This window comes from Pseudomonas sp. AN-B15 (genome assembly GCF_019056475.1).
GTDB classification, from domain to species: Bacteria; Pseudomonadota; Gammaproteobacteria; order Pseudomonadales; family Pseudomonadaceae; genus Aquipseudomonas; species Aquipseudomonas parakoreensis.
Map to the genome: position 1 here is coordinate 3,065,336 of NZ_CP049737.1, position 24,851 is coordinate 3,090,186.

Consider the following 24,851-nt stretch of genomic DNA (forward strand, 5'->3'; position numbering starts at 1 on the left):
GATCAATGCTCCAGCGCATAACGCCGACAATGTTCGAGATAGCCTTTCTCATGACGACCCACCAATTGCACGACACTGGACCACAGCCACGACGGTGCATCCAGAGTCTTCGAGCGGCACGCCTGCAGTTCACGCATCCATGAGGCGCGGGTACTCATGTCCATCTGCCGGGCGTGGGCCAGCCCCACGACACGGGCCAGATAGCCGGCGGCGAGCTTCGCGTCGGTCTGGCTCAACTGATCGAGCTCAAGTTTCATGTCTTGTGGCAGCAGTTCGCGGATGAAGAAGCCATGGTCGAGCAGCCGGGTGGCGATCATCCGGTTACCCAGGCCCGGCGAGAGAAACCGCGCGCCTTCGACCACACGTTTGCCGTTGTCGCGGGGCATCGCGGTGCGGGCGACGCGCGGGGCTGCGGCGGCAACGGCCTCCTTGACGTCGAGCAAGCAATATTCCTCGTCATCACCCTCGCCCACACCGAGTAGCACCGCATAACGCTTGAGTCCCAGCGAACTGCAGCCTTTGACCCAATAGGCCGAATCGAGCATTTTCACCCGGTCGTCCTTGTTGCGCCCCTTCAATGAGGTCACCAGCGTGTGCAGATCTGGCGTGGCGCAAAGGGTCTTCAGCGCACTGCGCTCTTCGCGTGACAGCGACCAGAAGTGCTTGCCCAGCGGAATCGTCGGTTTGGTGTTTTCGATGCGTTCCTGGGCCAGATGCTTCCACGTGCGTTGCACTGCGCTGCGCATCCCGGCCTTGACTTGCGCGGGGCGTGGCGGCTCTTTGTCGACGTCGTCTTCAAACGCCTGCTCGTAGCCGCGCATCATCTCCTCGAGCATGCGCGCCGTGGCCACACCGGGCAGATCGGAACCCCGGGCGGCAGTCGCCAGCGACAGTGCGAGTCGCACCAGGTCATGCGCGGGATTGCCGATAACCGTCTGGTCGAGGTCGCGGATGTGGATATCGATGCGCCCTTTCAGATCGCCGGTCGGTCCAAGATTGCCGGCATGACAATCGCCGCAGATCCACACCGCCGGCCCTTTCGGCAGGCGGCGCCCGGGCTGGCTGTGCAGCCACTCATAAAACTGCACCGTACTGCCGCGCACATAAGCGTGCGCGGAACGGGCCATTTTCAGATTGCGAAGTTGTGAGAGCGGTTCGAGGCGTGCGGAGGGCCGTGGGGTTTTCATGGACGCTTCTTGCAGAGAATGTGTCCTGTTGACCGCCCGTCACGGGCAAATGTTTCAAAGTATTACAGAGGCAACTCAACCCGAGCCTGCAAGCCGCCGCTGCTGCGATTGCTCAACGTCAGTTCGCCGCCCTGCTCGCGCACGATCGCCCGCGCCGCCGACAGCCCGAGCCCGACGCCACCGGTTTCCCGGTTGCGCGAGGTTTCCAGGCGGAAGAACGGGTCGAACACCCGCTGCAACGACGCTTCGGGAATCCCCGGCCCCTCGTCGCTCACGTCAATGCAGACGCTGTAGCCATCGCTGCTCAAGGTAATGGCCGGCTGCTGCGCATACTTTTCGGCGTTTTCCAGCAGATTGACGATCACACGCTTGATTCCCAGCGGGCGACCTTCGTAGACCAGATGCGCCGGGCCATGGAAATCGATGGCGATGTTCTGGTCGCGGTAGTCGTCGATGATGGTCTGCAGCAACTCCGACAGGTCGAATGCGGTGCTCTGTTCCGGCTGAGTGTCTTCCCGAAAGAACGCCAGCGCGGCATTGATCATCGACTGCATTTCTTCAATGTCGCGGATCAGTTTGCCCTGATGATCAAAGTCCTCCATGAACTCGCTGCGCAGGCGCATGCGGGTCAGCGGCGCACGCAAGTCGTGGGAGATCGACGCGAGCATGTGCGTACGCTCACTGATGTAGTGCTGGATCTGCGCCTGCATGGTGTTGAACGCGATGATGGCCTGGCGGATCTCGTCCGGGCCTTCGACTTTGATCGGCGGCGCGCGCAGATCACCGCCAAAGCGGCGGGCGGCACTGGCAAAGCGTTGCAGCGGTTTGGCCAGTTGCTGCGTGGCCAGCCAGGCCACCAGCACGGTGGCGATCAGACCGAGGGCGATGATGATCGCGATGCGTGTGCCGATGTCCAGGCCCCAGGAGCGTTCAGGCGAGGAGAACAACAACCAGCTGGCATCCGGCAGTTGAATCAGCGCCGCGTAGCGCGCCAGCGGACTGCCGCTCGGCCAGTCGGCGGGATTGAACACCCGAATGTCTCGCTCATCACCCAGCAACTGATGCAACCCCGACGTCTTGTTGGCGATCAGCTGCGTTCCTCCCGCAGGCAATCCGAGCTCGTCACGTTGCGCACTCCAGGTCACCTCCTGCGTCGGGCCGGTTGCCGCGTGCGCGAGTTTCGGGCGTAAAGGCGCAGGTGCAGCCTCGATCACCTTGACGGTCGCCGCAATCTGCTCCAGCAACCCGGTGCGCTCAATCGGTGGCCGCGCCCAGGTCCCGGCCACCTCCACGAACAGAAAATTGAGCGCCAGCGAAGCCAGCATGGCCGCGACGATGGTCAGGGCGATCCGCCGACTCAGCGGATCACGGCGCAGGAAGCGATGGATCATGCGCGCGTGACCTTGGCGGTGAACAGGTAACCGCCGTTGCGCACGGTGCGGATCAGGTCCGGACGCTTGCTGTCCGGCTCGATCTTGCGGCGCAAGCGGCTGACCTGCACGTCGATGCTGCGATCAAAGGCGTCGTGGCCCTGACCGCGAGACAGGTCGATCAGTTGCTCGCGGGTGAGAATGCGTTGCGGGTGATCGAGAAACACCACCAGCAGATCGAACTCGCCACCGGACAGCGGAATCATCACGTTTTCCGGGGAGCGCAGCTCGCGACAAGTGATATCCAGATGCCAACCGGCAAAAGCAATCACCGGTCGCGAAGGTTCGCTGACAGGGCTGAGCTGCTCACCGGCACGACGCTGCACGGCGCGCAGGCGGGCCAGCAGTTCACGCGGGGCGAACGGTTTGGTCACGTAGTCGTCGGCGCCCAGTTCGAGGCCGACAATCCGGTCGCTCAATTCGCCCATGGCAGTCAGCATGATGATCGGAATGCCCATCTGCGCCCGCACTTTCTGGCACAGGCTCAGGCCACCTTCACCGGGCAGCATCAGGTCGAGAATGATTGTGTCCGGGCGCTGCTGGGCAATCGCCGCCCACATCGCTGCGCCATCAGCGGCGACATCGACCTCGTAGGCGTGCTGGACGAAGAACTTCTTCAGCAGGGCGAGAATTTCCACGTCATCGTCGACGATCAGCAGTCTGCTCACGGGCACAGGATCCTCAGGCCAAAAAAGAACGCATCTAAAACCATTCTGGCCGCCAGGTCATATATTTCAATCGAGCAACATTCCTTCGTCGCGGACATCAAGCGGACATGCTGCGGCAAAACCCCTCAGGCACTCTGCTCGCCATCGACAACCGGGGGGCATTCAATGAGCGCATTGCACGACAGGTACACCGCCGAGGGCCACGACGCCCGCTATCCGTTGATTCTCAGCCAGCGCACCAGCGCGCCTGATCAAAATACGCCGTTGCTGTTTCAGGAGTTCTGCCTGGGCCTGTCAGATGACCAAAGCCGTATCGTCCTGCGCCGCTATTTCGAGCAGTACGGCCCCGGCGATTCGCAATGGGTCGAGTACGTGCACTCGATTCCGACCGCCGACCTCATCCAGTGGATCATGAGCCACGGCCAGCTGCACATCGAATGCTCGGACAACACCCCGCCGCTCTCCTCCCCAATCACTGCCCGCGCTTGAACGACGCGGGTCAAAAGCGCAAAACAAGGATTCGCATGATAAAAAGCCATTGCCTGATGACACTGATGTGCACAGCGTCTCTGAGCCTGTCGGCCTGCAGCAGCAAAACCGTTGAACCGCAGAAGTACACGGGATTTCTGCACGATTACAGCGTGCTGAGCGAGCACACATCGCCGTCCGGGCAGAGCGTGCTGGGCTGGGTCAGCCCGGCGCTGGCCCGAGGGCGTTACACCCAGGCCTATCTGGCGCCCAGTCAGTTCTACCCCAGCGTCGCGCCGACCGAGCGAGTTCCGCTGAGCACGCTGTCCGGCGTCACCGACTACTACGACGCCGCGCTCAGGCTGGAACTGGGCAAGGTCATGCACCTGGTATCGCAACCCGGGCCGAATACCCTGATCGTCAGACCCGCGATTACCCGCGTCGCCGCCAGCACCCAAGGCTTGCGCTTGTATGAATGGCTGCCGGTGACCCTGGTTGCCGCCGGCGTAAGCACCGCCACCGGCATCCGCGATCAGGACAGCGAAATCACCACCGAAGTCTCGTTCGAGGACGGCTCCACCGGCGAAGTAGTCGCTGAAGTGGTGCGCAAGGGCACCGGAGTGCCGCTGGAAAACGACAAACAGGTGCTGACTGCCGATGACGTCAAAGGCGTGCTGGACGGCTGGGCCAGCGATCTGGGCAAGTCGTATGCCGCGATCCGTCGCTGACGTTTCGCAAGAGCGGCACTGACTAAGGCAAATCCTCACCCTCCGGCTTTTGTGCGGGGGCCGTGAACCACTTGTCCTTCGGCACTCGCTTCTCTTGCTGCGGGTCATCCAGATAATGCGGCGACATGATCTGCACGCCATATTCGTTGAACACATCCTGAATATTGGCGTGAAGCATGCTCAGCAACACCGCACGCGGGCGCGGCTGGCTCGGAATGGCCTGCGCCACCAAGCGATATTCGGGATAGAAATCCGACAAGGCAGTCTGGAACACCTGAGCCGGCGGGTCTTCCAGAACACCCGGCGTGCGGCGGGCCGCCTCCAGCAACATCGCCTCGACCTGCCGCCACGGGGTGTCGTAACCGATGGTGACCACGGTATCGACCACGTAACCGGGACCCTTCACGGTGCGCGAGTAGTTTTTGGTGACGGTGCCGGTGATCATCGAATTGGGCAGCGTCAGCACTTCACCCAACCCGGTGCGGATGCGTGTGGTGAACATGCCCAGCTCGGTGACGGTGCCCTCATATTCGCCGATCCTGACGAACTCGCCAGGGCGCAAGGTGCGCGTGTAGGTCAGGATCAATCCGGCTGCCGCCTGCCCCACCACACTGGTAGCACCGAGGGAAATCATCAGGCCGATCAGCACCGACAAGCCCTTGAACGCATCGGTGCCGGCGCCCGGCAGATACGGATACGCCATCGCCAGGGCAAACAGCCAGATGGCCAGCGAGGTCAGGCGTTGGGTCGGTTGCAAGGTCTCATGGTTCAGCCAACTGAAGGTGCCCGGGGTCGCCATGCGCCGCAAAATGCGCCGGGCAAACGCCGTCACCCCACGGGCGATAAAGAAAATGGCCAACGCCACGCCGAGTCCGGGAATAGCCCCGACAATGCCATCCAGCAGATAGCCGGCCAACTCGAACAGATAGTTGTTGAGGCTTTCACCCCATGGCCGGGTATAGGGAAATCGCGACAGGACAAACCCGAGCCATTCGTAGGTCAGTAGCGCAATCACCAGCCAACGCAGCACCAACAGCAGGCGACTGACCAACGGATAAAGGAAATTGGCGTCGATCAACTGCACCCGCCCGATTTTCAGCACCTGGGTATGGCGTTCCATCAGCTCGGGCAATTTGCTCAGCAACTTGCGACGCAGGTAGGCCAGGCACCAGAGCAAGCCGACATAGATCACAGTGGACGCCGCCGCCAGCGCCAGAGACCTGATGATCAGGTGCAGGCTGCGCGCCTCCCCGGTTTCAGTGACCACCTGGCGCAGTTTCTCGGCAGCGCCTTCGGCAGCCTGCTGCACCGAGGCGTACTCGAGGCCATCAACGTCCTTGGGCGCGACGATGAACGCGCGCTTGTCGCCCAGTAAAACCATGTAGCTGTTCTGGATCGGGTCGATCGAGACCGTCAGATTCTCCGACTCGTCCAGCGCCTCGGTGATGACCGTCTTCGCTCGCTTGACGCGGGTCGCCGGCGATTCGCCCAGCAGCGTCGCACGAAACAGCATGATGCTGCGGTTGGCGACCTTCAGCTCCACCGCTTCATTCGCAGGCTTTGCCGTCTCCTCAAGCGCCCAGCCAGCTCCGGACCCGAGCAAGGCACACACCATCATCGCTACCGCCAGCAGCCTGCTTCGCATGCACGTGTTTCCTTACGCCCGGGTGTCAGAGGAATACGTAAGGCAGCGTAGTTGAGCGCTGAACGGTTGTCAGATCGGCTTGCAGGATGAGGGTGATGACGATAATTCTTGATTGCCATCGTTCGCCCTCTGGCAGCCTCCCCCCAATTGCCTCACCCATTACCGGTCGGGTTTTCGGTGATATCGAATGTGCAGTCGATCTCGCGGAGTTGTTCCGTGTTTTGTTGGAAGATGCCTTTTACTATCGTGCCTTTTGCCTGAGTTGGCGTGGGCAAGGCGGCAAAGTTCACTTCACCGCTGGTGGCGAGAAAAAATCCTGATAGCGAGTGAAAGTAAAGCGCCCGCACTTGGCTATCGTCGCGTCCGAGTGTGTGTCGCAGCCCATTCACGTCAGTGTCGATCTGGATGGCGATATGCTCGTCGCCAACGGCGGGTCGGGTACGGCCAATGACCTCAAGGTAGGGCTCGGGCAGTCCGATGTCGTCTACACGTCGTATACCCACTTCACTCGCGTCGAAGGTCTGTCTGTCGACCGTTCCCGTGAATGTACCGGTGCCTCCCGGTTTTGCAATGTCGAAGCCAAAGAGATCGAAACTGCCTTTGCTTATTTCGAATCTCAAGTTGCCAGAGCCGACACGGTAATCGAACGTGCCCCACAAGCGCCTTTGCGTCGTGTCGAAATGCACCTGCAGCGAACCTTCATTCGACGCCAGGGATTCGTTTTCCGGGAAGCGTGAGTAGCGACCCTGTGCCTCAGAGGATGGGGTCAGTGGAAAAGAGTATTCCCGACCATCGCCTGCAAGGTCAGAGGGAAAAGAGAGATCAATGTACCGCTCACGGTTGTTTTCCAGCGGCATTCTGGCCGCAACTTTGTACTTGGCCCCAACGATAGTGACCTTGAGGTCTGTTTCTGCAAGGAAACTCAAAGACGGTTGTTCGTTGATCGTTGCCTCGACCCGTCCCGTCGTGTGACGCAGCAATGTAGGTGTCATGTCGGCACTCCTTGGTTATCCAGCCAGTGGATCGTCCCCGAACAAAGGGCTCCCCAAGCCTAGGGCTCTTTGACTGGCCGCATAACTGTCAGAGTTGACAGGTACCCATACCGCCCGGCGCGACGGTCCGGATCTGTAACTTCCGCTCAACCCTCCAGCATGCCGTGACACAACAGCGTCAACACCCCGCGCATGTGCAAGGCATGCGCCGGCCGGTCCGGTACTTCTTGGGTCGCCAAACGGATGAACGCCATGTTCGCGTACTGGTTGAACAGCGTCGCCGCCACGTCCAGATCGACCGACGCACGCAGCTTGCCCTGTGTCTGGAAATGCCCGAGCAGCGCTTTGGTTTCTTCGATCACCGCCGCATTCCACGGACTCATCGCCTGAGCCAGCTCGCCGGTCAGCAGAAACGGCGCCAATTCACGCCACAGCGAGGCCGGCATCGCTTGCAGTTGGTAGTCGGTCATCAAGCCTTCGAACTCGCACAGCGCCTCCAGCGGATCACTGTCGTCGTCCAGATTGGCCCGCGCATCACGCATCGCCTGCTCGTCCGGCTGTTTGAGCAAGGCCAGCAAAATTTCCTGTTTGCCGCCGAAATAATTGACCACCGTTGGCGCGGAAACCCCGGCCTGATTGGCGATTTGCTCCAGCGTGGTCGCGCCGAAGCCGTTGCTGATGAACAACTCCAGCGCTGCCTGCGCGATGACTTCCCTGCGCTGTTCCTTTTGCCGTTCTCTGAGCCCGCTCATGGTGCTGGTGTCCTGTCTTGCTGATGGCCGTCAGCCTACGGATTTATTTTTTCACCGACAAATATTTTCTTTACAAAAATATTTTTAAGTGACAAATATTAACCGTGCACCGCTGGAATGAACGCGCACTCACTTGCCCCGTTTCTCTGGAGAACCGCCATGTCCGCCGTATTCGATCCGACCCGCAGCACCCGCGATTACCAGGCCGCCGACGCCGCCCACCACATTCACGCCTTCGTCGACCAGAAGGCGCTCAACGAGGAAGGCCCGCGGGTGATGGTCAGCGGAGATCGCCTGGCACTGCGGGACAACGACGGCAAGCGCTACCTGGACGGCATGTCCGGGCTGTGGTGCACCAACCTCGGTTACGGGCGCAAGGATCTGGCCGCCGCGGCCACCGCGCAGCTGCAACAACTGCCCTACTACAACATGTTCTTCCACACCACTCACCCGCAGGTGATCGAGCTCTCCGAACTGCTGTTCAGCCTGCTGCCCAGGCACTACAGCCACGCGATCTACACCAACTCCGGCTCCGAAGCCAACGAAGTGCTGATCCGCACCGTGCGCAAGTTCTGGCAGGTGATGGGCCAGCCCGAGAAAAAAATCATGATCGGCCGCTGGAACGGCTACCACGGCTCGACGCTGGCCGCGACGGCGCTGGGCGGCATGAAATTCATGCACGAAATGGGCGGCACCATCCCTGACGTCGCGCACATCGATGAGCCGTACTGGTTCGCCCATGAAGGCAACCTCAGCCCCGAAGAGTTCGGCCTGCAGGCAGCGCGGCAACTGGAAGACAAGATCCTCGAACTGGGCGCCGACAAGGTCGCCGCGTTCGTCGCCGAACCGTTCCAGGGTGCTGGCGGCATGATCATCCCGCCCGCCACTTACTGGCCGGAAATCCAGCGCATCTGTCGTAAGTACGACGTGTTGCTGTGCGCCGACGAAGTGATTGGCGGGTTTGGCCGCACCGGCGAATGGTTTGCGCACCAGGCCTTCGGTTTTGAACCGGACACGCTGTCGATCGCCAAAGGCCTGACCTCCGGCTACATCCCCATGGGCGGCCTGATCCTGTCGCGACGCATGGCCGAAGCGCTGGTGGAAAAAGGCGGCGTGTTCGCCCATGGTCTGACCTACTCCGGTCACCCGGTGGCGGCGGCGGTGGCGATCGCCAACCTCAAGGCCCTGCGCGATGAAGGCGTGGTCACGCAGGTAAAAAACGACACCGGCCCGTACCTGCAAAGCTGCCTGCGCGAAGTGTTCGGCAACCATCCGCTGGTGGGCGAGATTCAGGGCGTCGGGCTGGTGGCGGCGCTGCAATTCGCCGAAGACAAAGCCACCCGCAAGCGCTTTGCCAACGAGAACGACATCGCCTGGCGCTGCCGCACCATTGGGTTTGAAGAAGGCTTGATCATTCGTTCGACGCTGGGCCGAATGATCATGGCCCCCGCATTGATTGCCACGCGGGCGGAGCTGGATGAGCTGGTCGACAAAACGCGCATCGCCGTGGATCGCACCGCTCGCGAATACGGCCGCCTGTAACCCATACCCCCTGTGGGAGCTAGCCTGCTGGCGAAAGCGGAGTGTCATTCAACATCAATGTCGACTGGCAGGCCGCCTTCGCTAGCAGGCTAGCTCCCACAAGGGCACTCGGTTGAACTCAGCACATCGGCTCAATCCGGCCCGGTTGATCGGGCCCATCATCGGAGACTTTCCCTGATTGTCGGTCTCTCTCGATGGCTCCCTCGACACCACGCCTTGCACTGTTGGCCCTGCTTTGCGCAGCGACCGACACTGTTTTCGCCAGCGACTTCTTCAACGACGCCAAAACCGAAGTGCTCAGCCGCAACTTCTTCCTGAGCAACGACTACCGCTCGCCCTCGCCCGCCGGCAAAAACTATAAGCAGGAGTGGGCCCAGGGTTTTATTGGCACGTTCACCTCTGGCTACACACCGGGCAGCGTCGGTTTTGGCATCGATGCCCACGCCTTTCTCGGCCTGAAACTCGACGGCGGCAAAGGTCATTCCGGCACCGGTCTGTTGCCGGTCGACAGCAGCGGTCGCAGTGAACCGAACTACTCCAGTGCTGGCGGCGCGTTCAAACTCAAGGTTTCGCGAACGACCCTCGCGTTCGGCGAGATGACCGTGGAAACCCCGGTGTTCGACACCTCGGACAAACGCCTGCAACCGGAATACGCCACAGGTTTACTGTTGAACAGCCGTGAAGTCGACAACGTAAACCTCACGGCTGGCCACTTCACCGCGTTCAAGAATCAGGACAGTTCTTCAAGCCACGGCGACTTTTCCGGCTACGGCGCCACCACCGAGGCCGGCGGAGTCAGTTTTCTCGGCGCGGATCTGTTCGGCGACAGTCCCATCGGCGGTTCGCTGTACGCTTCGGAACTGACGGACACCTGGCATCAGTACTACGCCAATCTGCACGTCAAACAGTCCGGCCTGCTGCTCGACGCGAACCTCTACCACACCCGTGATACCGGTCGCGCGTTGGCCGGGGCGATCGACAACACCGCGTTCAGCCTGTCCGGCAAGTACAACTTCGGCCCGCACGCGGTCATGCTCGGCTGGCAACGCATCAATGGCGACACGCCGTTCGATTTCGTGGGCGGCGACTCGATCTACCTCGCCAACTCGATCAAATACGCCGACTTCAACGGCGCCGGCGAGCGTTCCTGGCAAGCGCGCTACGACCTTGACCTCGGCGCCTTCGGCATCCCCGGCCTGACCTTCATGACCCGATATGTTCGCGGCAGCCACATCGACGGCACCCACGCGCCCAAGGGCGGCGCGTACAACCCGTTCGATGCCGACACCGGCGACTATCAGCCGCAGCAAGGCGCTGGCGGCAAGCATTGGGAACGGGATATCGACCTGAAATACATCGTGCAATCGGGAGCGGCGAAGGATTTGTCGGTGCAGCTGTCGCACGTCTCGCACCGAGCGAATGAGGCACAGGCCGGCGATGATATCGACCGGATTTATGTGGTGATTCAGTATCCGTTGGGGCTTTGATGGCGAGTGGTTAAAACCAGACTCAGAGCCGACGTCGCCCTACGAATCCATCGACTGGAAAAACTACACGAAGCCACCGACAACGAAACCCTGCTGTACACGCCAGTCTGAAAACCCCAATCCCCTGTGGGAGCGAGCTTGCTCGCGAAAGCGCCCGATCAGTCGACACAGATGTTGAATGACGTACCGCATTCGCGAGCAAGCTCGCTCCCACAGGGGATTCAGTGCGTCGTGAATGCTGCGGTAATTGGCGGAAGGCAGCCGGAGTCGAACCTGCCCGGGAACGGATGCCGTCCCCAACCGGGTTTGAAGCCCGGCCGCGCCACCGGGCGCGATTGCCTTCCTTTGAACTCAGGGTGCGTCGGCACTGGCCAGCGCATTATCGTGGCGAATCACGCGGGATTCGCCAATGCGTCGGGTCAGGCCGACGCGGTCGAAGTATTCCAGGTACTGAATACAGCGTTTGCGTCCCAAGCCTAGCGCATCACGAAAAGTTGTCACCTGGATCTGCGGATTTTCCTGCTCCAGCTGCAACAGGACATCGGCCATGCGCCGCAGTTGCCCGGCAGGCAGAAACAGATCGCGCACCACTTGGTGCATCAGCCCCAGGCGCGCCAGTTTGCGCAGCAGCAGGCGCACCGCCGCGTCGTCTTCACCGAGCATTTTCGCAGCATCGCGCACCCACGGCGGATCGTAGCCGGCCTCTTCGAACAGCGGCTGCATGCGTTGCCACAGGGTTTCGTCTTCGGCATTCAAGCGCACCTGATGATCCGGCAGATGCAGCCATGGCCCGCTGGCGTTGATCGATCCGGCGCTGCGCAGCTCTTCCAGCAGACTGGCAAAGGTCGAGCGCTCCAGCGCCAGACCACTGAAGCGTCGCAGGCGATCGCGATCCGGTCCCATCTGGTCCGGTTCCAGCTCATGCAGTCTGGCCAACTGTTCCAACAGAATGAACTTCAACTGCCCCCAGCGCTGCACGTTGAACAGCACCGGGCCTTGGCGGGTATCGATCAGGCGCACGTTGGCCGGTAGCGTCCAGTCATCACGCTGGCGATTGAACTGGCGCTCCAGCCGTTGCGGATCGAGGCCGCCCGCGCTGTGGTCGAGCAGCAGTGGCAGCGCCTGCTCAAGACTGTCGCTGTCGGCCAGCGCTTGCAACTGCCCCAGCCGTTCCGGGCTGCGGCGCTGCCGGGCCGGGGCGAACGGATCGAGCACCTGACCGCCACCGAGGGTGCGTTGCGCGCTCTGGTCACGCAGAATAAGGCGGTCGCCCTTCACCGCGTGCACCGGCGCGTTGATCAGCAGTTGCGCGAACATGCGCTCACCGGCACGCAGACGCGGGCCTTCAAGCAATGCCACGCGAGCGATCACGTCCTGAGTGCCGAGGTGCACGTGCACCGGATGAAAGTGTTCGAACGTGCGCTCGCCGGGCAACAGTTGAAACTCAATGTCGACCCGTTGCGTCGGTGCGTGCAGCCATTCGGCCAGCAGCCATTGGCCGCGATGAATCTGCTCCAGGGTCAACCGGTCACCACTGATATTCAGCGCCACCCGTTGCCCGGCAAAGGCCTGTTCGGCGGTTTGACTCTGCGCGTGCAACCCGCGCACCCGCACCGCTTTACCGGATGGCCCGAGGGCGAGCTTATCGCCGACGCAAACGGCGCCCGACAACGCGGTGCCAGTCACCACAATCCCGGCGCCCGCCACGCTGAAGGCACGATCAATAGCCAGGCGAAAACCACCTTCGCGACTGCGCTCATGGACTTCGCTTTGAATTTGCAGCAAGTTCTGGCGCAGTTCATCGACACCCTGCCCGGTCACGCTCGACACCGTCAGCATCGGTGCCTCGGCAAACGGCCCGGTTTCCAGCAGGTCGAGTACCTGGCGTTCAACCTCTTCCACCCTGCCCGGTTCGACCCGGTCGCATTTGGTGATCGCCACCAGTGCCCGGGGAATGCCCAGCAACTGCACAATCGCCAGATGCTCACGGGTTTGCGGCATCACCCCGTCGTCCGCCGCCACCACCAGCAACACCAGATCGATGCCCTGCGCCCCGGCGAGCATGTTGTGGGTGAATTTCTCGTGGCCCGGTACATCGATGAACCCGGTCAGCCCGGCACCGGGTTTCAGCTCCGCGTAGAGATAACCGAGGTCGATGGTCATCCCGCGCTCGCGCTCCTGCGGGCGGCGGTCGCCGGTTTGCCCGGTCAGGGCTTGCAGCAAGGAAGTCTTGCCGTGGTCGATGTGCCCGGCGGTGCCGACGATCACGACTCGACCTGCAACTGCGGCAATTGCGCCAGCCACGCCGGTTCATCGTCGAGTTGGCGTAGATCGAGCCACAGCGCATCGTCGTCAATACGCCCGAGCACCGGGATCGGCAACCCGCGCAGCGCCGCTTCCAGATTCAGCAGGCAACGCCCGCGCAAGCGTTTCGACACCTGCGGACGCAGGCACAGCGCGGCACTCGGCAGGCGCGCCACTGGTTGGCTGCCGCTGCCGATCATGCCCAAGGCCTGCACGGCGCTGACCTGCCAGGGTTCACCCAAGACGCCAGCCATCGCCGGTTGCAAACGGCAAGCCTGGGCGAATATGTCGGCTTGCGGACGAGTCAACAGCCGCAAACCCGGCAGCCGTTCCGCGAGGCGATCCGGATCGCGATACAGGCCAAGCACCGCTTCCAGTGCGGCCAGGGTCAACTTGTCGACCCGCAAGGCGCGCTTCAACGGATTCTTTTTGATCTTTGTGATCAAGTCTTTGCGCCCGACAATCAACCCGGCCTGCGGTCCGCCAAGCAATTTGTCGCCGCTGAAGGTGACGATGTCCGCGCCATCAAGCAGCGCCTGCCTTACCGTCGGTTCCGCTGGCAGGCCCCAGCGGGTCAGGTCGAGCAGACTGCCGCTGCCCAGATCCTCCAGCAACGGCAAACCATGCCGATGGGCCAGTTCGGCCAGTTCGGCGGTGGGCACCCGGGCGGTAAAGCCTTCGATGCTGTAGTTGCTCGCATGCACGCGCATGATCAAACCACTGCGTGGGCTGATCGCGGCTTCGTAGTCGCGGGCGTGGGTGCGGTTGGTCGTGCCGACTTCATGCAGGCGCACGCCGGCGCGGGCCATGATGTCGGGGATGCGAAACGCGCCGCCGATCTCGATCAGTTCGCCGCGCGAGATAATGCCTTCCTTACGCGCGCCGAGACTGTTGAGCGTCAACAGCACCGCCGCGGCATTGTTGTTGACCACGGTGACGGCTTCGGCGCCGGTCAGCTCGCGGATCAGGCCTTCGATCAGGTCGTCGCGATCACCGCGCTTGCCGGTCGCCAGATCGAATTCCAGATTGAGCGGATAGCGCGCGGCCATCTGCACCGCGTCGATGGCTTCTTCGGGCAACAACGCCCGGCCGAGGTTGGTGTGCAGTACCGTGCCGGTCAGGTTGAACACCCGCCGTACGTTACTGCGCTGCTGCTGGGCCAGACGTTCGCCGACGCGACCGGCGAGCACGTCGGGGCTGATTTCAATCGCCGACAATTGGCCGTTCAATACGCTGGAACGCAACTCATCGAGCAACTGGCGCAAACCGGCCAGCAACGACTCACGCCCATAACGCTCGGCCAGCGGCAGACAGGCCGGGTGACGTAACAACCCATCAATGGACGGTAAACGCGGGGCCACACTTGCGGACATCAGCCACTCCCGAAAAAACAAGACTGTCCGGCGAGTGTAGACGTTCTGGTCATTCGTCTCCCGGCGCCAGCAACAGATTCGGTGCCAGACGCTGATAACTGTCCTGTGCCAGACGCATGTCGAGCAGCAGGCTGGTGAGATCCGCCGACAGCGCTTCGCCTTCGGCATCGTTTTCCAGGTACACCAGCTTCAGGTAGCTGTTGCAGCCCGGGCACACCTCCGCCCGAATCGGCGCCTGATTGGCGGCGTGGCGATCATCCTCAAGGCTCAGGTAATCCAGCCCCTTGCTCGACTCGCAATACACGCACTTGACCCGCACCACATGCCATTCACAGGCGCACAGCGAACACACCAGATAACGCAGGCCGTTGTGCTTGCCGCGATGGCGGATCACCCCGGCCATCGCCGGTGAGCCGCAGCCCGGGCATTGGCTGAGGCTGTCGCCGGGTTTCAGTTGCAGGTTCGGTGCGCTGAGCAGCCAGTGGCTCCACGCCGCTTGCAGCCCGGCGCCGAGAAACGGCACCAACTGCGCCGGCACCATCGAGTATTGACCGCTGACCAACGCCACCGCCCACGCACGCAACTGGCCGGCACTGGCGCTGCGCAGTGTAGCGAGCGCGTCGACTACGGCGGGTTGTTCGGGCGCCACGTAACGTTTCAATAAAGCATCCAGATAAGCCTGCCAAGCGTCTTCGCGCACCAGTGTGTCGGCGGCGAACGGCGGTAAACCATGTTGCTGACAGGCTTCGATCCTTTGCTGATCAAACGGTGCTGTCAGCGGCGGATCATCGAACACCTGCTGCTGAGCCCGGCACAATCCGGCGATCAGCCGCAGGTAATCAGCCAGCGGATGCCCATGAGCCAATTGCTCCAGACGCTGGGCGCGCAAAGTGAACAGGTTGTGCGGCGGCAGGTGCAGAAACGGCGGCGAACTGGCCGCCGCTTCGATTTCCCCGGGTTCAAGAATGGTTGGCAAAAGTCAGCCCTTTTTGGTGATCGGTCGTTCCGACACGTCCGGATTGCGTTCATTACGGGTGATGTCGCGATACCAGAGTTCGTGGTGTTTCCTGGCCCAGGCGCGGCTGACCCAGCCATGCAGCATCGCGTCCACCGAACCTTTGATCCACAGGCCGGCGTAGATGTGCACGATGATGCTGAGAATCAGCACAAACCCGGCCAGCGCATGCAGGAGCATGGCCCAGCGAATCGCGGTGATGCCGAAATACGCGCTGAAATACGCACGCCAGATCACCAGCCCGGTGAACAGCAAGCCGAGCATGCACAGCAGTAAAGTCCAGAACAGCAGCTTCTGCCCGGCGTTGTATTTGCCCACCGGCGGCACGCTTTCTTCATCGTTGACCAGCACCCGGTCGATGCGGCGCAGCCACTTCCCGTCATTGTCGATAAAGAAGTTCGCGCGCCAGAAACGGAACACCAGGCCGAGGAACAACACGAACATCAGCACGCCCATGAACGGGTGCAGAATCCGCGTCCACGGCCCGCCGCCGAACAGGTGGGTCAGCCAGAACATCGATGGATGAAACAATGCCAGCCCCGACAGCCCGGCCATGAAGAACAGAATCGCTACCAGCCAGTGATTGGTGCGCTGGTTGGCGGTGTAGCGCAGGATCGTCTTGTTGCTCATGGCCGGTCCTCCCCGCGTGGGTCGAAGGTGTGCACCGCCGGATCGACAACGTGCACCGAAGTATCAGGTGGCGTCGGATGTTCATCCTCCTCGACGCGATTCGGCCCGATACGCACGTAGTGGAAGAACCCGGCCAGCACCGCCGCACCCATTGCCAGCAAGCCCAGCGGTTTGCTGATGCCTTTCCACAAGCCCACCAGCGGACTGATGGCCGGTGCATCCGGCAACCCGGCGTAGATCTTCGGCGTGTCGGCGTGGTGCAGCACGTACATCACGTGAGTGCCGCCGACGCCTTCCGGGTCGTACAGCCCGGCGTTGTCGAAGCCACGGCTTTTCAGGTCGACGATGCGTTCGGCAGCGTGCTCTTTCATGTCTTCCTTGCTGCCGAAGACGATGGCGCCGGTCGGGCAGGTTTTCACGCAGGCCGGCTCCAGCCCTACCGCCACCCGATCCGAACACAAGGTGCATTTGTAGGCCTTGTGATCTTTCTGCGAAATCCGCGGAATGTTGAACGGGCAACCAGTGATGCAATAACCGCAACCGATGCACTGATCCTGATCGAAATCAACGATGCCGTTGGCGTGCTTGATGATCGCTCCGGGACTGGGGCAAGCCGCCAGGCACCCCGGCTCGGCGCAATGCATGCAGCCGTCCTTGCGGATCAGCCACTCCAGGTTACCGGCGTCGGTCTCGTGTTCGGTGAAACGCATCAAGGTCCAGGTTTCTGCGCTCAGGTCCTGCGGGTTGTCGTAGGTGCCGTGGTTGTGGCCGACCTCGTCGCGCAGCTCGTTCCATTCCGAGCAGGCGACCTGGCAGGCCTTGCAACCGATGCATTTGGTGGTGTCGATCAGCTTGGCCACCGCCTCCTGATTCCTCACCGAGGGCGGCACCGTGGTGGTGGCCGAGCGGGCAATGATGTCTTGGCTGGCCATTTACAGTTTCTCCACGTTGACCAGGAATGACTTGGATTCCGGGGTCTGTGTGTTGCCATCGCCGAGGAACGGCACCAGGGTGTTGGTCAGGTAACCATGGCGCGTCTGACCGGTGAATCCCCAGTGCAGCGGGATGCCGATCTGATGCACCACTTGGCCGTTGACCTGCAGCGGCCGGATGCGTTTGGTCACCACCGCCACCGCCTCGATGAACCCGCGCTTGCAGCTGACCCGCACCCGATCCCCGGCCGCGATACCCTTCTCCTTCGCCAGCACTTCGCCGATTTCGACGAACTGCTCGGGCTGGGCAATCGCATTCAACTTGCAATGCTTGCTCCAGAAGTGGAAGTGCTCGGTCAGCCGGTAACTGGTGCCGGCGTACGGGAAGTCCTTGGCTTCGCCGAGGCTTTCCCAGACCGAGTCGAAGATCCGCGCCGCCGGGTTGCTGGTGGCTTTCTTGTTCTGCGGGTGCAGCGGGTTGATGCCGATGGGCGTTTCGAACGGCTCGTAGTGCTCGGGGAATGGCCCCTCGTTCATCTTGTCGACGGCGAAGAACCGCGCCACGCCTTCGGGGTTCATGATGAACGGGTTCATTCCGGCTTCCGGCGGCACATCAGCCTTGTAGTCCGGCACATCGGTGCCGCCCCAGGCCTTGCCGTTCCACCACACCAGACGTTTTTTCGGATCCCACGGTTTGCCCGCGACGTCTGCCGAAGCGCGGTTGTAGAGAATCCGCCGGTTGGCCGGCCACGCCCAGGCCCAGCCCTGATGCTGTTGCATGCCATACGGGTCGGCGTTGTCACGCCGGGCCATCTGGTTGCCAGCCTCGGTCCAGCTGCCGGCGAAGATCCAGCAACCGGACGCGGTACTGCCGTCATCCTTGAGCAAGCCGAACCCGGCCAGTTGCGAACCGGCCTTGACCGTCGCGCCACTGGCATCGGTGAAGTCAGCCATGGCGCTGCCGTTGATTTCCTTCGCCAGTTCTTCCGGCGAGGGTTCATCGGCGATCTTGTACGGCCACGAGAGTTTCAGCAGCGGATCGGGGAATTTGCCGCCCTCGGCCTGATAACGCTTGCGCAGGCGCAGGAACAGTTCGCTCATGATGCGAATGTCAGTTCGCGCTTCGCCGGGGCCGTCGGCGCCCTTCCAGTGCATTGCAGCCAGCGGCTGCTGTTGACCAGCGAGCCGTCCTCCTCGGCGAAGCAAGTGGTGGGCAGGCGAATCACTTCGGTCTGGATCTCCACGCTTTTCACGTCGTTGTACGGCCCGACGTTGTGCCAGAACTCCGAGGTTTCGGTGGCCAGCGGATCCATCACCACCAGCCACTTGAGTTTGGCCAGTGCACCCATGACCCGGTTCTTGTCCGGCAACGCGGCGATGGGGTTGAAGCCTTGGCACATGTAGCCGTTGACCTTGCCCTGGCTCATCAGGTCGAACATTTTCAGCACGTCGTAGTTGGGAATGTCGAGTTTCGGCAAATGGTCATAGAGCCAATTGTTCTCGACGGTGGCGTTGGCGCCGTACCACGCCTTCATCAGGCTGACGTGGAACTTGCTGTAGTTCTGCCAGTAAGACAGTTGCCCCGGACGCAGCGGCATTTGTGTGCGCTTTTTGATGAAGGCGTTGTAGTCCTGCTCGGCATCGCCGCCCAGGGTCAGATAGCCCGGCAGTGCGTTGGACAACAACCCCAGGTCGGTCAGGCCTTGAATGTTCGAGTGGCCGCGCAAGGCATTCACCCCGCCGCCCGGCATGCCGACGTTGCCCAGCAGCAATTGCACCATCGCCGCGCTACGGATGATCTGCGCGCCAATCGAGTGCTGCGTCCAGCCGAGGGCGTAGAGAATGGTCATGGTCTTGCCCGGGATCGAGCAAGTGGCGATTTCTTCCCAGATCTTTTTCATCGCCTCGACCGGCATGCCGCAGATCTGGCTCGCCAGATCAATGTTGTAGCGGCTGTAATGCTGCTTCATCAATTGATAGACGCAGCGCGGATCCTGCAGGGTCGGGTCGACTTTGACGAAGCCGTCCTCACCCAGCTCGTAACCCCAGCCGGATTTGTCGGTGTAGCTGCGCTTGGCCGCGTCATAGCCGCTGAAGAGGCCGTCTTCAAAACTGAACCCGGCTTTGACGATGAACGAAACGTCGGTGTAGTTGCGCACGTACTCGTGCTGGATCTTGTCCTCGGTCAGCAAGTAATTGATCAACCCGCCCATGAAGGCGATGTCGGTACCGGTGCGGATTGGCGCGTAATAGTCGGCCACTGAAGCGGTCCGGGTAAAACGCGGGTCGACCACGATCAGCCGGGCAGCGTTGTGCGCTTTGGCCTCGGTCACCCATTTGAAGCCGCACGGATGCGCTTCTGCTGCGTTGCCACCCATCACCAGGATCAGATTCGCGTTGGCGATATCGGTCCAGGTATTGGTCATGGCTCCACGGCCGTACGTCGGGGCAAGACTTGCCACCGTCGGGCCGTGTCAGACACGCGCCTGGTTATCGAACCCCAGCATGCCGAGACTGCGAATCACCTTCTGGGTGATGTAGCCCGCTTCGTTGGACGCTGCCGACGCCGCGAGGAACCCGGTGGAGACCCAACGGTTCACCGTTTGCCCGTTGGCATTTTTCTCGATGAAGTTGGCGTCGCGGTCGGCCTTCATCAGATCGGCGATCCGATCCAGCGCTTCATCCCAACTGATCCGCGTCCATTCGCTGCTGCCGGGCTTGCGCACCTGCGGGTATTGCAAGCGGCCGGGGCTGTGAATGAAGTCCAGCAGGCCCGCGCCTTTTGGACACAGGGTGCCGCGGTTGACCGGGTGGTCGGCGTCGCCCTCGATATGGATGATATTTTGCGCGACGTTCTTCGCGGCATCGCCCTGGCTGTACATGATCAACCCGCAACCGACCGAGCAATACGGGCAGGTGTTGCGGGTTTCATGGGTGTGGGCAAGCTTGAAGTGACGCACCTGCTCGGCGAAGGCCTGCGTCGGGGCCATGCCCAACGCGCCCAGGCTAGAGCCTGCAAGGCCGATACCGGCGACCTTGAAGAATTGACGACGGCTGAGATCCATCGTGCACTCCTGATCAGGTGGAACCCGGTACTAGAGCCGGGCTTTTTCTGGACAAACACGGTTACGGCAGAATGGCTGCCGGCTATTTCACTGTAGACAATGACCACACGCGCTGTGTGAAAACCGACCGTCGGCCGTTTGTCGGTCTATTGGCCAATGAACGCAAAACCCTGTGGGAGCTGGCTTGCCAGCGAAAGCGGTGGATCAGTCAACACTAATAGCGACAGTGACAACGCCATCGCTGGCAAGCCAGCTCCCACAGGGGTCGCGTTGGGCTTAGAATGGCGCCCAGAACCAACCCCGCCTTCACGAGACCGCGCATGACTTTCGATTTTGATCAGGTATTCGACCGCCACGATACCGGCAGCACCAAATGGAGCCGCTACCCGGCCGACGTCTTGCCGATGTGGGTCGCTGATATGGATTTCGCCGCGCCGCCGGTGATCATCGAGGCATTGCAGCAACGCCTGTTGCACCCGCTGGTGGGCTACAGCGTCGCGCAGGACAATCTGCGTGAAGCCATCGTCGCCGACCTGTGGAACAAGTTCGCCTGGCAGGTCAAACCGCAGGAGCTGATCTTCCTGCCCGGCGTTGAATCCGGTTTCAACATGGCTTTGAAAGCCCTCGTGCAGCCGCAGCAGAACGTCGTGGTGCAAGTGCCGAACTATCCGCCGTTGCGTCACGCGCCGGGGCATTGGGGGCTGAACAAGGTCGAGCTGGAATTCGTCGCCCAGGCCGGGGGTACCTACGCCACTCCGCTGGATGCGTTGAGTCAGTCCCTGGCCAATGGCGGTGCGCTGCTCCTGAGCAACCCGCACAACCCGATCGGCAAGGTGTTCAGCGCCCAAGAGCTGACGGATATCGCCGACATCTGCCTGGCGCATGACGCCTGGATCATCTCCGACGAGATCCACGCCGAGCTGTGCTTCGACGGCCGCGTGCACGTTCCGACCGCCTCCCTGAGCCCGGAAATCGCCAAGCGCACCATCACCCTGATGTCGGCCAGCAAGGCCTACAACATTGCCGGCCTCAAGACCTCGTTCATGATCATCCAGGACGCCGCCCTGCGCGAGCGCGTCAACCACGCCCGTTGCGGCATGGTCGACAGCGTCAACCCGCTGGGCATGGAAGCCACCCGCGTCGCCTACAGCGAAGGTGCGCCGTGGCTGGCCGAACTGAAAACCTATCTGCAGGCCAATCGTGACTGGCTGGTGGATGCGGTGCGCAGCCGCTTGCCGGGCGTGACCCTCAATGTGCCGCAAGGGACCTATCTGGCGTGGCTCGATTGCTCGGCGCTGGACCTGGACAACCCGCAGCAGTTTTTCCTCGAACAGGCCAAAGTCGGCCTCAGCGCCGGACTGGATTTCGGTGATCAGCACCAACAGTTCGTGCGCCTGAACTTCGGCTGCCCGCGGTCACTTCTCGAAGAAGGCATCCGCCGCATGGAGCATGCCCTGACCCAGCGCAATACCTGAAAACACCGCCTCCCCTGTAGGAGCTGTCGCAGGCTGCGATCTTTTGATCTTGTTTTAAAAAACCAAAGTCAAAAGATCGCAGCCTGCGGCAGCTCCTACAGGGGGTTTGTGTTTGCTGTTGGTGTGCAGCGCAAATCCGATCGAACTCACGGCAAACCGTCCGGGTCAACCGCCCATACCTGCCCTGAGAACCTCGGAGATTTGTGATGACCGATTACCCAAAACCACCCTTCCCCAAACAAGCTCAAGCCGTGCCGGGCTTGCAAAGCAACATGCAGCCCTACCCCGATTGTGGCGAGCAGACCTACGTCGGTTCCGGGCGGCTCGCCGGCAAGATTGCGCTGATCACCGGCGCCGACAGCGGCATCGGCCGTGCGGTGGCGATTGCCTTCGCCCGTGAAGGCGCCGATGTCGTCGTGGCCTATCTGAATGAACATGACGACGCCAAAGAGACTGCGCGCTGGGTCGAACAGGCGGGCCGCCAGTGTCTGCTGTTGTCCGGCGACCTCGCGCACAAGGCCCATTGCCAGGAACTGGTGGACAAGACCGTTGAGCGCTTCGGGCGCATCGACATTCTGGTCAACAACGCCGCGTTCCAGATGACCCACGAAACCTTCGAAGAAATCCCCGATGACGAATGGGTGATGACCTTCGATGTCAACATCACCGCGATTTTCCGCCTGTGCCAGGCGGCGATCAAACACATGCGCCCCGGCGCCTCGATCATCAACACCAGCTCGATCAACTCGGACATGCCCAAACCGACCCTGCTGGCCTACGCCACCACCAAAGGCGCGATTGCCAACTTCACCGGCGGTCTGGCGCAGATCCTCGGCCCGAAACAAATCCGCGTGAACTGCGTGGCCCCCGGACCAATCTGGACGCCGCTGATCGTCTCGACCATGCCCGATGAAGAAGTGCAGAACTTCGGCAGCGAAACCCCGCTCGGTCGCCCCGGACAACCGGTGGAAGTGGCGCCGATCTATGTGCTGCTAGCCTCGGATGAGGCCAGTTACATCACCGGGCAGCGATACGGCGTGACCGGCGGCAAGCCGATGCTCTGAGCGGCGCAAGAAAAAACTGAACCTGGCGGCATGACGTCCCTCCATACCTGTAACAGCCCCAACCGGTCCGCAGGATCAGGAGGTCGTCATGTCCGCCCCTCTTATCAAACTCTTCACCCAGCCCAACTTCGCCTGGGCCGACATCCGCCGCGAGGAAGAGGCCCATCCCCGTCACTATCTGGCGCATCTGTTGCTATTGGCGCTGATTCCCGCCGTGTGTCTGTTCCTCGGCACCACCTATGTCGGCTGGAGTCTGGCGGCTGGCGAGACAGTACGCTTGAGCACCGCCAGTGCACTGCAACTGAGCATTCTGCTGTATGTGGCGATTGTCGCCGGGGTCGCCGTCATCGGAGGGTTCATCCGCTGGATGTCGCGTACGTTCGACGCGCGCCCCACGCTTAACCAGTGCATCGGCTTTGCCGCCTATACCGTGACACCGTTCTTCGTCGCCGGGATCGCCGGCCTCTATCCGAGTCGCTGGCTGGCGATTCTGGTACTGGGGGCCGCTTCGGTGTATTCGACGTTCTTGCTGTTCGTTGGCTTGCCGACGTTTATGCATGAACGCAAGGAACAGGGCCTGCTGTACTCGGCTTGCGTCTGGGGCGTCGGCCTGCTGGTGATGGTGACCATTCTGGTGTCGATGATTCTGCTGTGGTTCAACGTGCTCTCGCCCGAGTACCTGCGAACGACCGTTGGTTAACCGGGTGCCAACGCTATCGTCATTGGACGAGCAAAGATGAGCTTTGCCATCTGGGTCGCGGTACTGGGTGCCGTGTTGCTGACCTTGGCGCTGACCTCGTCGTACCTGCGCTGGATGCCGGTTACCACTTCGGCCGTGTGCCTGTTGTTGGGGATCGGCATCGGCCCCAGCGGTCTGGACCTGCTGAAACTGTCACTGGAAAACGCCTCCGTGTGGATGGAACACCTCACGGAAGTGGCGGTGCTGTTTTCGCTGTTTGTCTGCGGCCTGAAGCTGCGCCTGCCACTGCGCGATAAGCGTTGGCGGATTGCGTTTGGGTTGGCCGGTCCGGTGATGGTGCTGACCATCGCCGGGGTCAGCGTATTACTGCATTGGGGTCTGCAACTGTCGTGGGGCCCGTCGCTGCTGATCGGGGCGATGCTGGCGCCGACCGATCCAGTGCTGGCAGCGCTGGTGCAGGTCAACGATGCACGGGATGTCGACAGTGTGCGCTTTGGCCTGTCTGGCGAAGCCGGGCTCAATGACGGCATCGCGTTTCCGTTCGTGATGCTCGGTTTGCTGCTGTTGCAGGCCGACGCGCAACCCGGCGCACTGACCGATTGGCTGCTGCATGATTTGCTTTGGGCGGTGCCGGTCGGACTGCTGAGCGGTTACTGGATGGGGCGCGGCATCGGTCGGTTGACCCTGTCGCTGCGCATCCGTAACGACGACAGCACCCTGAGCCCGAATGATTACCTGGCGCTGTCGCTGATTGCTCTGGCTTACGTCGGCGCAGAGGCGATTGGCGGTTATGGTTTTCTGTCGGTGTTCGCTGCCGGCCTCGGCTTGCGCCAAGAGGAAGTCAAATCCACCGGCGCCAGCCAACCGCCGGCCGAACATCTGGTGCAACCGGTGGTGGGCCATCAGAACATCGAACCGCAGAACGCGGTGCACGGTGACACCGAACAACTGGAAAGCAGTCAGGTCGCCGCCGGCATTATGATGGGCGACATGCTCTCGTTCGGCAGCCTGGTGGAACGGGCCATGGAAGTGTTTCTGGTAACGCTGCTCGGCGTGGTACTGGTGCCGCATTGGGACTGGCGGGCGTTGGTCATCGGCGCGGTGCTGTTTTTCGTGGTACGTCCGGTCTGCGTCGCGCTGATGCCATGGGGTAACTTGCTCGACGGTGGTCAGCGGCTATTGATCGGCTGGTTCGGCATTCGCGGAATCGGCAGTCTGTTTTATCTGTTTTATGCCTTGAATCACGGTCTGAGTCCTTCGGTCGCGACGTTGTGCACTCATATCACCTTGTCGGTGGTGGCACTGAGCATTTTGCTGCATGGCATCAGCACGCAGCCGTTGCTGGCGCGCTACGAGCAACGGCAGAAACGAAAAAACTGATTTTTCCGGTGGGA

The 24,851-nt window shown here is 61.7% G+C and carries 19 protein-coding genes, 1 tRNA gene and 2 pseudogenes; 9 read left to right on the plus strand and 13 right to left on the minus strand.

The annotated features are described in order from the left end of the window. Nucleotides 1-2 precede the first annotated feature (2 nt). From GTQ41_RS13750 to GTQ41_RS13760, 3 genes are all read right to left on the minus strand, one after another. Nucleotides 3-1,187, minus strand: coding sequence for a DUF2252 family protein (locus GTQ41_RS13750; protein ID WP_047294495.1), 1,185 nt, complete (start codon nucleotides 1,185-1,187; stop codon nucleotides 3-5). A gap of 62 nt (nucleotides 1,188-1,249) precedes the next feature. Beyond that, nucleotides 1,250-2,578: an ATP-binding protein gene (locus GTQ41_RS13755; protein WP_047294497.1), complete on the minus strand. Its 1,329-nt coding sequence runs from the start codon at nucleotides 2,576-2,578 to the stop codon at nucleotides 1,250-1,252. Then, nucleotides 2,575-3,285: a response regulator gene (locus tag GTQ41_RS13760; protein ID WP_047294499.1), complete on the minus strand. Its 711-nt coding sequence runs from the start codon at nucleotides 3,283-3,285 to the stop codon at nucleotides 2,575-2,577. Before GTQ41_RS13760 ends, GTQ41_RS13755 begins: the two co-directional genes overlap by 4 nt. A gap of 165 nt (nucleotides 3,286-3,450) precedes the next feature. Between GTQ41_RS13760 and GTQ41_RS13765 the strand changes: the two genes are divergently transcribed. Both GTQ41_RS13765 and GTQ41_RS13770 read left to right on the plus strand, forming a co-directional pair. After that, nucleotides 3,451-3,774 (plus strand): hypothetical protein, encoded by a 324-nt coding sequence (locus GTQ41_RS13765; protein WP_047294501.1) that lies wholly within the window; start codon nucleotides 3,451-3,453, stop codon nucleotides 3,772-3,774. A 35-nt stretch (nucleotides 3,775-3,809) separates the two neighbouring features. After that, the gene (locus tag GTQ41_RS13770) at nucleotides 3,810-4,481 is read left to right on the plus strand and encodes a DUF3313 domain-containing protein (RefSeq protein ID WP_047294503.1); all 672 of its coding nucleotides are present in this window, start codon (nucleotides 3,810-3,812) and stop codon (nucleotides 4,479-4,481) included. Between the two features lie 22 nt (nucleotides 4,482-4,503). Here the strand turns inward: GTQ41_RS13770 and GTQ41_RS13775 are convergent, their stop codons facing one another. The 3 genes from GTQ41_RS13775 to GTQ41_RS13785 form a co-directional block, all read right to left on the minus strand. Then, nucleotides 4,504-6,126, minus strand: coding sequence for a mechanosensitive ion channel family protein (locus tag GTQ41_RS13775; RefSeq protein WP_047294504.1), 1,623 nt, complete (start codon nucleotides 6,124-6,126; stop codon nucleotides 4,504-4,506). 152 nt (nucleotides 6,127-6,278) lie between these two features. Beyond that, complete coding sequence (locus tag GTQ41_RS13780) at nucleotides 6,279-7,118, minus strand: hypothetical protein (RefSeq protein WP_047294506.1); 840 nt, start codon at nucleotides 7,116-7,118, stop codon at nucleotides 6,279-6,281. A gap of 146 nt (nucleotides 7,119-7,264) precedes the next feature. Beyond that, entirely contained in the window at nucleotides 7,265-7,870 is a 606-nt protein-coding gene (locus GTQ41_RS13785) for a TetR/AcrR family transcriptional regulator (RefSeq protein ID WP_047294508.1), read from the minus strand. 159 nt (nucleotides 7,871-8,029) lie between these two features. Here GTQ41_RS13785 and GTQ41_RS13790 point away from each other — a divergent pair, with 159 nt between their 5' ends. From GTQ41_RS13790 to GTQ41_RS28630, 3 genes and pseudogenes are all read left to right on the plus strand, one after another. Then, complete coding sequence (locus GTQ41_RS13790) at nucleotides 8,030-9,412, plus strand: aspartate aminotransferase family protein (protein ID WP_047294510.1); 1,383 nt, start codon at nucleotides 8,030-8,032, stop codon at nucleotides 9,410-9,412. Between the two features lie 194 nt (nucleotides 9,413-9,606). Beyond that, nucleotides 9,607-10,899, plus strand: coding sequence for an OprD family porin (locus GTQ41_RS13795; RefSeq protein ID WP_047294511.1), 1,293 nt, complete (start codon nucleotides 9,607-9,609; stop codon nucleotides 10,897-10,899). Nucleotides 10,900-11,025: 126 nt separating this feature from the next. Continuing rightward, nucleotides 11,026-11,115 (plus strand): annotated as a pseudogene (locus GTQ41_RS28630) (metal ABC transporter ATP-binding protein); the annotation flags it as partial. A gap of 32 nt (nucleotides 11,116-11,147) precedes the next feature. Here the strand turns inward: GTQ41_RS28630 and GTQ41_RS13800 are convergent. From GTQ41_RS13800 to fdnG, 7 genes and pseudogenes are all read right to left on the minus strand, one after another. Next, nucleotides 11,148-11,243: transfer RNA gene (locus GTQ41_RS13800), tRNA-Sec, on the minus strand. Nucleotides 11,244-11,250: 7 nt separating this feature from the next. Beyond that, nucleotides 11,251-13,167 carry a selenocysteine-specific translation elongation factor gene (gene selB, locus GTQ41_RS13805; RefSeq protein WP_047294513.1) on the minus strand — a complete coding sequence of 639 codons (1,917 nt, stop codon included), beginning with the start codon at nucleotides 13,165-13,167 and terminating at the stop codon, nucleotides 11,251-11,253. Next, nucleotides 13,164-14,576 carry an L-seryl-tRNA(Sec) selenium transferase gene (gene selA, locus GTQ41_RS13810; protein WP_047294516.1) on the minus strand — a complete coding sequence of 471 codons (1,413 nt, stop codon included), beginning with the start codon at nucleotides 14,574-14,576 and terminating at the stop codon, nucleotides 13,164-13,166. Before selA ends, selB begins: the two co-directional genes overlap by 4 nt. Before the next feature lie 49 nt (nucleotides 14,577-14,625). Continuing rightward, entirely contained in the window at nucleotides 14,626-15,552 is a 927-nt protein-coding gene (fdhE, locus tag GTQ41_RS13815; protein ID WP_047294518.1) for a formate dehydrogenase accessory protein FdhE, read from the minus strand. 3 nt (nucleotides 15,553-15,555) lie between these two features. Beyond that, a complete protein-coding gene (locus GTQ41_RS13820) occupies nucleotides 15,556-16,221 on the minus strand; it encodes a formate dehydrogenase subunit gamma (RefSeq protein ID WP_047294520.1) in 666 nt (221 codons plus the stop codon). After that, the gene (gene fdxH / locus GTQ41_RS13825) at nucleotides 16,218-17,153 is read right to left on the minus strand and encodes a formate dehydrogenase subunit beta (RefSeq protein ID WP_047294523.1); all 936 of its coding nucleotides are present in this window, start codon (nucleotides 17,151-17,153) and stop codon (nucleotides 16,218-16,220) included. Before fdxH ends, GTQ41_RS13820 begins: the two co-directional genes overlap by 4 nt. Further along, nucleotides 17,154-20,218, minus strand: a pseudogene (fdnG, locus tag GTQ41_RS13830) (formate dehydrogenase-N subunit alpha). It abuts the gene before it with no gap. A 320-nt stretch (nucleotides 20,219-20,538) separates the two neighbouring features. Here fdnG and GTQ41_RS13835 point away from each other — a divergent pair. The 4 genes from GTQ41_RS13835 to GTQ41_RS13850 all read left to right on the plus strand — a co-directional run bounded on the left by GTQ41_RS13835 (nucleotide 20,539) and on the right by GTQ41_RS13850 (nucleotide 24,837). Next, the gene (locus GTQ41_RS13835; protein ID WP_047294527.1) at nucleotides 20,539-21,693 is read left to right on the plus strand and encodes a MalY/PatB family protein; all 1,155 of its coding nucleotides are present in this window, start codon (nucleotides 20,539-20,541) and stop codon (nucleotides 21,691-21,693) included. Between the two features lie 206 nt (nucleotides 21,694-21,899). After that, a complete protein-coding gene (locus tag GTQ41_RS13840) occupies nucleotides 21,900-22,757 on the plus strand; it encodes a glucose 1-dehydrogenase (RefSeq protein WP_047294529.1) in 858 nt (285 codons plus the stop codon). 88 nt (nucleotides 22,758-22,845) lie between these two features. After that, nucleotides 22,846-23,457 carry a Yip1 family protein gene (locus GTQ41_RS13845; RefSeq protein ID WP_047294531.1) on the plus strand — a complete coding sequence of 204 codons (612 nt, stop codon included), beginning with the start codon at nucleotides 22,846-22,848 and terminating at the stop codon, nucleotides 23,455-23,457. Between the two features lie 36 nt (nucleotides 23,458-23,493). Next, nucleotides 23,494-24,837: a sodium:proton antiporter gene (locus tag GTQ41_RS13850; RefSeq protein WP_047294533.1), complete on the plus strand. Its 1,344-nt coding sequence runs from the start codon at nucleotides 23,494-23,496 to the stop codon at nucleotides 24,835-24,837. Nucleotides 24,838-24,851: the final 14 nt, after the last annotated feature.